Below are 11,956 nucleotides of genomic sequence, written 5' to 3'. Positions count from 1 at the left end.
ACGTCAGCGCAACCCCCGGATTCCGGCACGATGTTCTACGGTCTTCGGTGCGGAGCGCGGCGCACGGAGTGCGCGACGTCAACGGTGCCCGCAGAGGGAGGAATTGTGCTCGACGAACTCGTGACGGCCGGCGGTACGGCAGTGGTCGGAGCCATGGCCACCGACTCCTGGATGCTCGCCCGCACCCGCGTGGCGGAGCTGTTCCGGCGCCGCGGCGGCGAGGAACGGCAGCAGGCGATCGAGGGCCAACTCGACAGCAACGCCCGGCTCGTGGCGGAGGCCGAGGACGGCGACCAGGTGCGGCAGACGCTCCTTCCCCTGTGGCAGCTCGAGCTGCGCTCGCTGCTGCGGCGCGACCCGGCCGCGGCCGAGGAGCTGCGGGCCCTGATCGAGGAGGTCAGGCCCGCCGGGAACAGCGAGTCGAAGTGGGTGCAGGACGTCGTCGTACGGGACAACGCGAAGGCGTTCCTGGTGCAGGGCGGAAACATCGTCAACCACCACCACAGCCCCGAGTCAGCGCCGGCTCGTTCCGCCGAACCGGCGCAGAGGGAAGGAAGGGTCGAGGGTGAAGGTACCGCCGGGGCCGCTCGGTGACAGGAGCTGACGAGGGCACCCGGCAAGGCCGTCGGGTCGCCACCGGCGGCGGTGGCGCACCGCTGCCCGGCCCGGCCGCGGAGGCGGCCGTCCAGCAGACGATCCGTGTGGAGAGCGGCTTCGGGTACGGCGTCGTGGGCGCCGACCTGCACGTCTTCCCGGATCGTGGGCCCGTCTACCTGCTCGGCGAGCACCGGAGTGCGGCCCCCGCGCCGGACGACACCTGGCTGCTTCACCAGCCCAGCCGGATGCTCAACGCCCGCTACCGGCTGGTCGACTTCACCGGCCGGGAGCGGGAGCGCGCCGAGCTCGCCGCCTGGCGGGACGCCCCCGGGCCGCGGCTCTCGGCGACATGGCTGCACGGCCCCGGCGGGCACGGAAAGAGCCGCCTCGCCGACGAGTTCGCCGCCGAGAGCGCCGCCGCGGGCTGGAAGGTCGTCACCGCCACGCACGGCCCGGGCGCCGTCCTGGACCCGGGCCGGAAGAGCGGCGCGGACCTGCGGCCCGACGGGGCTCGTGGCATGCTCCTCGTCGTCGACTACGCGGACCGCTGGCCTGTCTCGCACCTCACCTGGCTGTTCAGCAACCGGCTGCTCACCAGCTCCCTGCCGACCCGGCTGCTGCTGCTCGCCCGCTCGTCCACCGCCTGGCCCGCCGTGCGCTCCGCCCTGGAAGACGTCATGGCCGACACGCGGGACCAGGAGCTGGCCCCGCTGGGCACCCCCGGCGGCGACCCGCGGGCCCGGTCGGCCATGTTCGCCGCGGCCCGGGACTGCTTCGCCGCCCGGTACGGTGTGCCCGACCCGGCCGTGATCGCACAGCCGAAGGATCTGGAGCGTCCGGAGTTCGGGCTCGTCCTCGCAGTGCACATGGCCGCCCTGGTCGCCGTCGACGCCCACGTACGCGGCGAACAGGCCCCGGACGACCTGGCCGGCCTCTCCGCGTACCTCCTGAACCGGGAGCGACGACACTGGACCCGGCTGTGGGAGAACCGCCTGGAGGGACTGGACTTCAGCACCGCGCCGAGCGACATGAACCGCGTCGTGTTCACGGCCGCCCTCACCGGGGCCGTGTCACCGGGGGACGGCAGCGCTCTGCTCGCGGGGATCGGCCTGGAGCGGCCCCTGCGGCTGCTCACCGACCACGGCACTTGCTACCCGGCGGCGGAGCCGGGCGCCGTTCTCGAACCGCTCTACCCGGACCGGCTCGCCGAGGACTTCCTCGCCCTCAGCCTCGACGGGCACCGCGTGACCGGCTATCCCGCCGCCCCCTGGGCCGCACCGACAGCGCGCACGTTCAGCGCCCGCGCCCCGGACGGTGCGGTTCCGCCGTCGGTCACGCGCGGCCTGACGTTCCTGGCGGCCGCAGCGGCACCGGGGCGCTGGCCGCACATCGCCGGGCACCTGGAGCAGATCCTTCGGCAGGACCCGTCGGTGGCCGTCGCCGCGGGCAGCGCGGCCCTCACGGCGCTCGCCGAGACCACCCTTCCGGCCTCCGTCCTCGCCTCCGTGGAGACCTGCTTCCCGGAGTTCGGGCAGCCCGACCTGGACGCGGGCATCGCGACGTTCACTGCCCGGCTGGTCGCCGAACGCCTCCCCCACACCGCCGCCCCCGCCGAGCGCGGCCGCCTGCACCAGGGCCTCGGCTTCCGGCTCGGCCGGGCGGGGCGGGCACAAGAGGCGCTGGCCGCGGACGAGGAGGCGGTGCGCTGCTTCCGGAAGGCGGCGGCTGCCGGTACACACCCGGCTGGTTCTCCGTCTCCGTCTCCGTCCTCTTCCCTTGCCGCAGTCTCGTCCACATCGCCGTACATTTCCCCGACCGCGACCCTGGCGACCGCGCTGCTGCACTTGACCCAGCACGCCTTCGACGCCGACGCCCCCGACCGCGCCCTGCACGCGGCCGAGGAAGCGGCCGCGCTCTTCCAGGACCTGGCCGTGGCGGACCCAGCGGCCCACGAGCCCGGCCTTGCCCTGGCCCTCGCACAGGTGGGCCGGGGGCTGGCTGCGGCCGGATACCCGGACCGGGCCATGGCCCCCACGGAGCAAGCGGTCGGGATCTTCTGGCGTCTGACGGCGACCCAACCGGACCGGTACGAGACCGGCCTCGCGCTCGCCCTGAACAACCTCGGCATCTTCTCCTGGCAGCTGCGCCGCCTCTCGGACGCCGTGGCCGCGCAGGCGCGAGCCATCGAGTTCGCCCGGCGCGGCCTGGCGGCCGGCCCGCCCGCCGGGTCGCTGCTCGCCCGCGCGTTCGTACTCGACGAGTCCGAGCTGGCGCAGTGCCTGGGCAACCTGTCCTTCCTGCTGTGGGCGTCGCGGCGCAGGGAGGAGGCAGTCACCGCGCTGGAGGAGGCGGTCGCGACCGCCCGACGGCTGGCCGCGGTGGCGCCCGCCGCGCAGGAGCCCGTCCTGGCCGACCTCGCGTCGCGGCTCGCCACCTATCTGGGGAGGCTGCAACGGTGGCGGGAGGCCCTCACCCTGGCCGACGAGGCAGCTGGGATCACCGCACGGCTCGCGGCGGCCGACCCGGTCCGGTACGAGAGCGACCACGCGAAGGTCCTGCGCCAGTCGGCCCAGGCCCGGCTCGGCGCCGGGGGCAGCCTCGCCGCCGCGCGCCGGGACGCCGACATGTCCGTAGCGATCTACCGGCGCCTGGCGGCCGAGGACCACGCGGAGTACAGCCGGGCCCTCGAAGAGGCCGTGGAAACCCAGGAGTTGGTGCGGTCAGCGGGCAGCGGCGGCGCCATCGCCCCCAAGACACGCTGGACTTCGGAGGAGCACTGGGTGAACCTCCTGAACCAGGACGAGGTCTGGCAGGACGTTCAGGACCGCCGCCACCGACTGGACGAGATGCCCCCGTCCTACTGCGGCAACGTCCTGCGCTTCATCCGCAAACAGGCCGACCAGCTCATCGAGTTGCTCGCCGACGGACTCGACGTGACGCCGGAGGCCCTCGGCCTGACCGACCGCGACGACGCGGTGTCCTGGCTGGACCGCCAGCCCCTGATCGTCGCCCTGGCCCGGCGTGCCAGGGGCGAGTCGGCCCGGCCCGAAATCTGCCACTGCGGTTACCCGGTGGCCCCGGACTGGCACCACGAGCACTGCTATCCGGGAATCGTCGTGGACTGACCCGGACGACCCCAGTGGTGCGGTACGACGCCGAACAGACCGCTGGGGCCGTTCCCCCCTCCGGGCGCGGGCAGGAAGGTACGACAACACGCCCCTCCTGCCCGGCAGGCGACCACCCCCTGCCTCGGGCACCCGCAACGACTGCACTCAGGCCGAAGCCGTCATCGCCCGAATACCACGTGCCCCGCATGCGTAGAGCTGCTCGGCACCGCTACTTCAGCAGCGGGGCCGCACTGTGGGAGGCGTCAGTTGTCCGTTCCGTCGCCGGGGACGGCGTCGGCGGGGGCGGTGTGCCAGTTGGTGACGATGGGCTTGTCGACGGTGACGGAGCCGGTGGAGACGCTCGCCGGGTTCGGGTCGGACGTGCCGATGGCCGCGATGAGGAACGTGAACTCGACGCCGCCGTCGCCGTTGGTGGTCTTGGGGTTGATCCCGGCGTAGGCGGTCTTGGAGCCGCTGAGCGTGATGGCCGGGCCGACCGCCTGTTCTGCGTTCGTCGCCTCGATGCCCTTTGAGCCGAAGGAGACCGAGGGCAGCCCGCTGGGGATCGTGCAGGTGATGCCGGGCTTGGCGCGGGCGGACAACAGGATGTAGCCGCCCGCCTGAGTCTCGGAACGCGCCGAGAACTTCAGATCGTTGGCCCCACAGGCCTGCCCGTAACCCTTCTTGTCACCGGACGGGCCCGACTTGGAGCCCGACGAGGACGAACCGTCCTTCCCCGACGCGCCCCCGTCCGAAGACGAACCGGCCGCCTTGCCGCTGTCGGAGCTCTCCTGGGACGCACCGCTCGACGACTCCGCGGTGGCCTTGGCGGACGCCGCGGAGTCGCCGCCCGAGGCCGACCCGCTACCGCCATCCGAGCCGCAGGCGGTGACAGTCGCCGCGAGCGCTACACCGGCGGCCGCGGTGAGCGCGACACGTCGTATGCGGGCGGTGCAGGTGCGGTTCACGGATACTCCTCATTGCGTTCAGGGATCGAGGGGCCAGGCCGGAAAGACTTGCTGACCCCTCATCGGATGTCCCTATTCTCACCCATGCCGCTGCCGACCCTACGCGCGGGTAACTCCCCAACATGCTGGTCAGTCAGCGATGTTGGACTCAACAGGGTGCGAGGGGCCCGAGCCCAGCCGTGCGCGGTGCGCCCCGGCCGCACTGCGTCCCGTCACGGGATCAGGGCCCCCAGCACTACCTTCCGGCGCGGGCTGGGACAAGCGTCACCGTCAGTTCGCTCTCCCCGGGCCCCTGCGCGTCGTCCGGATCAGACGTGCCTGCCGATGGTCTTCCGGATCCAGCCCACGTAGGCGGGCACATTGCTGTAGAGGCCCGGCCCGCCCGCGCAGGCCTGGTCCGAGTCACCAGGGCCCGACGTGGTGCCCATGAGCTCCCACCGCCCGCCCTTGCCGCGCTGGATCTGGGGTCCTCCGGAGTCCCCGATGCACGCCATGGCTTCCGGTACCCGGCTGACCGTGCACAGCCGGGTCTCCCCCGCGTAGCCGGGGGAGCACTCGGTGTCGGCCCCCCTGCGGGCTCCGAGTTCCTGGAGCCGGTCCGCGAACACCGCCTTGGTGATATCGGTCGTGTCGACGACGGTGCCGAAGCCAAGGAGCCGGGTCGGGGTACCGGGCCGCCCGGGCCGGTCGGCGATACGGATGGGTTTCTCGGCGACCGGGCGGTCCAGGCGGATCAGCGCGACATCGTTCCGGTTGGGCCCCTCGCCCCCGCCCTGCTTGTAGCCGGGGTGGATCACGGTCCGCTCGATGGCGCGGACGGTGCCCCCGTACTTCCGCTGGTCGCTGCCGATGCGGACGATGCCGTCCGGTTTCACCAGCGTCGTATCGACGCAATGGGCCGCCGTCAGCACCCACTGCGGATCGATCAGTGACGCTCCGCAGACGCCGTCGTCCGTCACCTTCGGGACCGACTGCGGGATCGATGCCATGAACGGGTAACGCTCCGTGGAATCCTTCCCCTTGACGATCGCTCCGGCGCTGCCGGTCGTCATGATGGTGCACATCGCACCGGCCAGGGCGACGGTGGTGACAAGCGCCGCACGGCGGTGCCTGGACTTCACGCTGAACACAGGGGTTCCTTTCCCTCGGGTGTACGGAATGCCGCGGTCACCTCGGGCACGGAGTGCCGGCGCTCACTCCACTTGGACAGTGACGTTGAGCGAACACGACGGGGCTGATGAGAACCATCGGCCATGGAGGATGCTCCCTCCCTGTGCACCCTGCAGGGTGCCTCGGACATCGGACCCGTTCAGCCTGTGCGTTCACGATTCACTGATCCATCCGGGCAGCGGGTCCATGCACGGTAGGGGTATCCCCCGGCTCTCACCGCCTTCGGCCGGTTCGTCACCGAACGGACTCTGCACCGCCCCTGGAGGGGCCGGTCACTGCCACCCAGTACCTGGAAGGCCGGCCGACTGCCCACATGATCGCGATGCGGGCGATCCACATGACGACGACAACAACAACCAGCTCAGGCAAGGCATCCTGACCGGAGTGCTAGGCGCTGAACCGCTGTGCGGACGCGCGCAGACGCTTGCCCCGCTTGCCCGTTACCGTTCTGACCGGGATCAGCACCGCCCACCACAGCTTCGCGCCGGTGGGTGAGACGAAGGCGAGCGGTACGGCGGCCGCGAAGACCAGCACCGTTGACGCAAGGTCGGCAACGTCGTTGCGCACGATGGGGTCGGGCAATGCCGCGCTCCCCAGCCATGGGCGCTTCCAGAGCACAAGCGTCAGCGCGAGCTGCGTGGCTCCCATGACCGCGACGGCGCCGGAGTAGATGGCCACGGACTGCGGCAGGTCCCCGTACTCGGCCAGCAGCGTGGTGGGAAAGGGCATCAGGGCGACCAGTCCCAGACTCAGCAGCACGAGCCTGATGACCGTCCCGTCCACGTCCCTCACGTACTGGAAGAGCTGGTAGTGGCCCCGCCAGAACGCCGCGATGACCAGCAAGCTGAGGGCGTACGCCCACACTTTGGGCATCACGTCCCTCAGTGCCTGCGCGAATCCGTCGGAGTCCAGACCGTCGGGCAACGAGATGTCCAGCGCCAGCAGGGTCATGGCGATGGCGAACACCCCGTCGGACAACGCGAGGAGCCGGACTGCGCTGCCTTCGTCGTCCCGTACTCTCCGGCCACCGTTCACCACGCCACCCTAGGATCATCTGCGTCGGAATACGGCGATTTACCCCTTGCACGTGTTGAGCCGGCCACCGGACTTCGTGGGCCGCAGAGCGGCATGTTGGCGGGGCTCGGCATGCGGGTGCGTGGCCGGTCCGGGGATTTTTTCTCCACGCCCTTCCTGAATTCGGAATTAGGTACTTCCGCGCTCGCCGTGCAGTGGGTCGTGGCCCCCTACCTCTGTGTTCGGTAGGCGACGCCGAGTTCCGGACCATTCACGGAACCACGCTCCGCCTACGGTGGGGCGCATCGCCGCGCATCGCACGAGGTGACGAGTGAGCAGGTGTGCAACGGCGTGCCCAGAAGGTACTTTTCGCTTCCCATTCGCGCGCCGCATTCCCACCATCTACTCAGTTCAAGCACCAGGAGAAACGTTAATTCTCCATGCGGATTTGCATACTTGGCTATTGACGCATCACCTGCCCATTGGTCTGAACGGGTATCGGCCAATGGAGGTACGTTCTCAATTAACGCGAACGGGTGGATAGTGAAAAGCCTCCACCGGGTTTCGGAGCCCTTGGTGCGAGCGGAATGGAGGCCGCAGGTGACCATTGAAGAATGGCTCAAGACCAATGTAACCACCGACACGAGAGCGCTCGGATGGTATAGCGGCCCGGAGTGCGAGGATCGCATCGTCCGGGCCTATCGCGAGCTGCTGAGTGGCTATGAGATCGACACCTCGAAGATCCTCAAGACCACTTGTGTGGTGGACGGCGAGCACGCCGGCGTGGTGCGTGTCCAGGAGAACAACTTCTTCTCGATCTGCGCCCACCACTTCCTGCCTTTCTTCGGGAAGGTCAACATCTCCTATGTGCCCGGGGACCGCATCCTCGGACTCGGGAAATTCCCTCGTCTGGTGCAAGCGTTCAGCCGGCGCTTCCAGATCCAGGAGTACCTCGTCAAGGACATCGCTGAAGAAATCATGTCCTCCGGCGGCGCAAAAGCCGTGCGAGTCACCTCCCGCAGCCGCCACCTCTGCATGTGCAGCCGTGGTCCATCCGACCAGACGGTGATCACCGACACGTCTTATGTGGCAGGAAATCAGGAGTTGATGGCCAAGTTCGGCCTGGACGACTGATCCGGACTCGCGTGGCGGGAGGTGCTCATTGATACACCCCCCCCCCCCGCGACCCCCGGCCATCCGTCGTCCCGTTCCTCAACGGCCGACTGCGCGGGACAACGCGCCGGCCACTACAAGGAGAACCCGTGCACGACAGGAAGAGAGGCAGTCAGCGCCGCGCCTTGACGTCGCCCTGGAAGTACGCGCTGGCGACATGGCTCGCCGGTGTGCTGGCGGCGATCGGTCTGGGTGCCGTCTCACCTGCGGGTCCCGCCCTGCGTTCGTCACTGGGCCTGTCGGGCGGTGCGCTCGCGTGGGCCACGTCGAGTATCACGGCTGTGAGCGCCGTCCTCGGCATCCCGGCGGGGTGGTGGGTCCGCCGCTTCGGTGCCCAACGAGCCTTGCCCTGGGGCCTCTTGGTGATGGCGGTGGCAGCCGCCGTCAGCGCGACCGCAGGCTCCTGGGGACTGCTGCTGGGGTCACGTATCGCTGAAGGAGTCGGCTACCTGCTGGTGTTCGTGGCGGGTCCGGTCGTTCTCACCGGCATGACGCAGGGCGCCGTCCGATCGGCAGCGCTCGCTTTGTGGGGCACCTGCGTCCCGACGGGGCTCGCCATCGCCGCGGCCACGGGCGGTGCCCTGGCCTCCTGGTGGACATGGCACCAATGGCTGGCCCTCACCGCGCTCGGTCCGCTGATCATGGCCGGAGTGCTCACGACCGTCCTGCCTCGGCTGCCGAGGACGGCGGTCCCGTGCGCTCACCGCGAAGCCGGCACCTGGAACGGGGCGCTGAGGCTCGGCGTGGCGTACGGAAGCCTGTCGCTGGTCGGCGTCGCCGTGGTGATGGTGCTTCCGCCGTTTCTCACCGAGCACCGGCAGGCCACGCCGGCGGTGACCGGGACCGTCGTGGCGGTCGTCTGCCTGGGGAGCGCGGTCGGCGGGCTCGTCGCCAGTTGGCTGCTGCGGCGCGGCGCGGCCCTCGCCTCACTGGTCCCGCTGGGCGCATTGATGCCGGTGGCCTGCCTCCCCGCTTTCTCGGCCGAACTCCCCCTCGTGATCAGCGGCGGAGCGGCCACGCTTGTTCTTGTCGTCGACGGACTGCTCATCTCCGCTGTCTTCGCTGCCGTCCCCGCCTCGGTGAGCCGTCCTGAGCATCTCGATGTCGCCAATGGCATCCTCAACCAGCTCGGCGGTGTGGGGATTCTGATGGGGCCACCGGTCTTCGGGCTGGTCATCGCTGCCGCGGGGTGGGGCGCCGTCGCCGCCGCGACCCTGGTCTTCGGCGGACTGGGCGCGGTCCTGTTGCTGACGACCGCGCGCACTTCCGGGACCGGTTCACCATCCGGTGTGTCCCGGTCGCCCGACGCGCAGGATGGTGTGGGTATGAGGGAAGGGCCGGAACCCATAGGGAAGGCGGCGGACGCCAGCAATCCCGACTCCAGGCGTCCCTGACCGAGCCGTGGAAATGTGGCGTTCCCGACTGCTGTACGGGCTGACGGCAGACCCTCACCTCGGAAAGGGCAGGATGAAACTCGACTTCCTTCTGTTGCGGGACAGCACCTTTGGCGAGTACTGCCTGTACTGCCATGCCGAGACGGTCACCTGGATCGTCGTGGACGGAAGAAAACGCTGCACCTGCAGTTCGTGCGGCCGCGAGGCGGAAAGAGCCGTTGTCATCGACCCCCGCATCTGCTGGTGGACCGATTCGGACGGCGAGTACTGGCATGAGAGTGCCGGTGTATTCGTGCGTGACCGGCGTGCGAGGTTTCTCTTCTTCCAGCGAACCGCCTTTCCTTACTCTTTGACCGTCCCCGCGGGTCACGTCGAGCGCGGGGAGGAACCCAAGTGCGCGGCCGCGCGGGAGCTTTGGGAGGAAGTGGGAATCCGCGACGCGCACGGGGGCCTCCGGCTCGTGGCGGACGAGCATTTGAAGGGAGACGTGTGCAGAAGGGGCTCCGACGCGCATCGTTGGCATGCCTATCTGCTGGAGGTCGATGAGCACCGGGAAGCGGGAGCCCAGGGGGAGGTGACCGTGAATGAGGAAGGGGAGGCACCTGTCTGGCTCACTCTCGACGAGGCACGCTCCCGTCAGACGACGTTCGCGGTGGAACGCATCATGGATCTGCACTCCGGGAAACTCCTCCCCGGCGGTACGCGTACGCCCACCGGTCCTCGTGCTCCCGGCGTTCCTCGTGCTCCCGGCGGCCTGCGTACTCCCGCCGACCCTCGTACTCCCGGCGACCTGCGTAATCCCGGCGAGACGTGGCAGGACCCTTCGGACGGTTCTCGGGCGTGACGTCTTCCTCGTAGGCCACCGCCGATGGTGCGCGGGACCTGGCCTCGCGTGGCCTCTCGTGGCCTCACCTGGCCGCCCATGGCCCCACGCTGCCGGTGTCAGGCTCCCCGATCAGTGGGAACCGGCCCAGATGGCCGGGGTGCGGTGGGACCAGGGGGCGGCCTGTTCGAGCTGGGCGGCAAGGCGGAAGAGGGTGTCTTCGCGGCCGTAGTCGGCGGCGAACTGCAGACCGATGGGCAGTCCGGTGGCAGGGTCGGCAGCCAGCGGTACGGACATGGCGGGGGTTCCGGCGACGTTGAAGCCGGCGGTGAAGGGGGAGCGGTCGAAGATCCGGTCGAGCCAGCCGAGGCCGTCGAGGTCCTCGACGCCTTCGGCGTAGACGCCCAGGCGCGGTGGCAGCTCGGGAAGGGTGGGGGTGAGCAGCACGTCGTACCGGTGGAAGTGGCGGCCGACGCTGCGGGCGACGGTGTTGCGTACGCCGAGCGCGCTGACGAAGTCGGCGCCGGAGACCTGGCGGCCCCAGGCGTAGCCGGCGAGTATCTCGGACTGGACGGTGGACGGATCGATGGGCCGGTCCGACGCGGCGGCCAGGGCATCGAGCCAGGGGACCAGATTGGCCGTCCAGAGCCGTGCGTTGGCCAGGACGAACTGCTCCCAGCTCACCCCGAGGTCGAGCGTGGCCTCCTCCACATGGTGGCCGAGCGAGGCGACGAGTTCCGCGGTGCGGGACACGGCGTCGGCCACCGGACCCACGGTGCGGCGCCGGCCTCCGCCCTGGACGATGACGCCGATGCGAAGGCTGCCCGGGGCGCGGGTGATCTCCTCGGCATAGGGACGTTCCGGCTCCGCGGCGAAGTACGGGTCACCGCTCTCCGGGCCCCGGATCTGGTCGAGCAGCGCCGCGCTGTCGCGCACCGTGCGGCTGACGCCGCCCTGGACGGCCAGGCCGTTGAAGATCTCTTCGACATCGGGGCCCATGGACACCCGGCCACGGGTGGGCTTCAGCCCGAACAGGCCCGTGCTGGCGGCCGGGATGCGGATCGAGCCCGCCGCGTCCGTGCCGTGCGCGAGCGGGACGATGCCGGCCGCGACAGCAGCCGCTGAACCGCCGCTGGAGCCGCCCGGCGAGCGGTCGAGGTCCCAGGGGTTGCGGGTCGGCCCGTACAGGACGGCCTCGGTGGTGATGCCGTAGGCGAACTCCGGGGTCGTGGTGCGGCCAATGGTCGCCAGCCCGCCCGCGCGGAAGCGCCGCATCAGGTTCGAGTCCGCCGGCGCGACATTGCCCTGGGCGAGTCGGCTGCCCAGCTCCACCCGCTTGCCGGCCATGGCCACGCCCAGGTCCTTGAGCAGGAAGGGCACGCCGGCCAATGGCGCCCCTCCTGCGGACGCCTCACCCACGCCCTCCGCAGTCTCGGCGGGCCAGGTCTCCACGACCGCGTTGATCAGCGGGTTGACGGCGGCGACCGCCTCCAGCGCGGCCGCCTCCAGCTCGGCGCCGGTCACCTCGCCACGGGCGACCAACTCGGCCAGCCCGACGGCGTCATACGTCACGTACTCCGACAGCTTCATGAGAACTCCCCTATGGCACGACGTACCGATCAGTCTCATACGATACCGATCGGTATCGTATGAGACTGATCGGTACCGTAGCATGGGGTGGCGCAGCCGAAATGGCCTGGAGTAACACGG

The 11,956-nt window shown here is 70.2% G+C and carries 9 protein-coding genes; 5 read left to right on the top strand and 4 right to left on the bottom strand.

Features of this window, described 5'->3' with window-relative positions; genetic code table 11:
• Positions 1 to 105: 105 nt before the first annotated feature.
• Together NUT86_RS36605 and NUT86_RS36600 are read left to right on the top strand one after the other, a co-directional pair.
• Entirely contained in the window at positions 106 to 594 is a 489-nt protein-coding gene (locus NUT86_RS36605; RefSeq protein ID WP_159484579.1) for a hypothetical protein, read from the top strand.
• Complete coding sequence (locus tag NUT86_RS36600) at positions 591 to 3,722, top strand: ATP-binding protein (RefSeq protein ID WP_274739663.1); 3,132 nt, start codon at positions 591 to 593, stop codon at positions 3,720 to 3,722. Before NUT86_RS36605 ends, NUT86_RS36600 begins: the two co-directional genes overlap by 4 nt.
• 245 nt (positions 3,723 to 3,967) lie before the next feature.
• On the opposite strand, the gene NUT86_RS36595 is transcribed toward NUT86_RS36600, so the two are convergent.
• The 3 genes from NUT86_RS36595 to NUT86_RS36585 all read right to left on the bottom strand — a co-directional run bounded on the left by NUT86_RS36595 (position 3,968) and on the right by NUT86_RS36585 (position 6,880).
• Complete coding sequence (locus NUT86_RS36595) at positions 3,968 to 4,672, bottom strand: DUF4232 domain-containing protein (RefSeq protein ID WP_159484583.1); 705 nt, start codon at positions 4,670 to 4,672, stop codon at positions 3,968 to 3,970.
• A 308-nt stretch (positions 4,673 to 4,980) separates the two neighbouring features.
• The gene (locus tag NUT86_RS36590) at positions 4,981 to 5,802 is read right to left on the bottom strand and encodes a S1 family peptidase (RefSeq protein ID WP_274739661.1); all 822 of its coding nucleotides are present in this window, start codon (positions 5,800 to 5,802) and stop codon (positions 4,981 to 4,983) included.
• A gap of 427 nt (positions 5,803 to 6,229) precedes the next feature.
• Positions 6,230 to 6,880 (bottom strand): TMEM175 family protein, encoded by a 651-nt coding sequence (locus NUT86_RS36585; protein WP_266450250.1) that lies wholly within the window; start codon positions 6,878 to 6,880, stop codon positions 6,230 to 6,232.
• Positions 6,881 to 7,456: 576 nt separating this feature from the next.
• Between NUT86_RS36585 and folE the strand changes: the two genes are divergently transcribed.
• The 3 genes from folE (at position 7,457) to NUT86_RS36570 (ending at position 10,267) form a co-directional block, all read left to right on the top strand.
• On the top strand, positions 7,457 to 7,990 hold the full coding sequence (gene folE, locus NUT86_RS36580; RefSeq protein ID WP_018088757.1) for a GTP cyclohydrolase I: 534 nt from the start codon (positions 7,457 to 7,459) through the stop codon (positions 7,988 to 7,990).
• A gap of 128 nt (positions 7,991 to 8,118) precedes the next feature.
• Positions 8,119 to 9,423 (top strand): MFS transporter, encoded by a 1,305-nt coding sequence (locus NUT86_RS36575; RefSeq protein ID WP_274739659.1) that lies wholly within the window; start codon positions 8,119 to 8,121, stop codon positions 9,421 to 9,423.
• A gap of 73 nt (positions 9,424 to 9,496) precedes the next feature.
• Positions 9,497 to 10,267, top strand: a complete 771-nt coding sequence (locus NUT86_RS36570; protein ID WP_274739657.1) for an NUDIX hydrolase — start codon at positions 9,497 to 9,499, stop codon at positions 10,265 to 10,267.
• A 111-nt stretch (positions 10,268 to 10,378) separates the two neighbouring features.
• On the opposite strand, the gene NUT86_RS36565 is transcribed toward NUT86_RS36570, so the two are convergent.
• The gene (locus NUT86_RS36565) at positions 10,379 to 11,836 is read right to left on the bottom strand and encodes an amidase (protein WP_274739655.1); all 1,458 of its coding nucleotides are present in this window, start codon (positions 11,834 to 11,836) and stop codon (positions 10,379 to 10,381) included.
• Positions 11,837 to 11,956: the final 120 nt, after the last annotated feature.

Origin of the sequence: Streptomyces sp. G7(2002) (assembly GCF_028870195.1) — a bacterium.
Classification (GTDB): domain Bacteria; phylum Actinomycetota; class Actinomycetes; order Streptomycetales; family Streptomycetaceae; genus Streptomyces; species Streptomyces nigrescens.
The sequence above is the reverse complement of the archived record's forward strand: the minus strand, read 5'-3'. Positions and strand labels throughout refer to the sequence as shown.

Bases quoted from the DNA above. Each gene is read 5' to 3' on its own strand.
- NUT86_RS36565 (WP_274739655.1), bottom strand. From the start codon at position 11,836: ATGAAGCTGTCGGAGTACGTGACGTATGACGCCGTCGGGCTGGCCGAG.
- NUT86_RS36570 (WP_274739657.1), top strand. From the start codon at position 9,497: ATGAAACTCGACTTCCTTCTGTTGCGGGACAGCACCTTTGGCGAGTAC.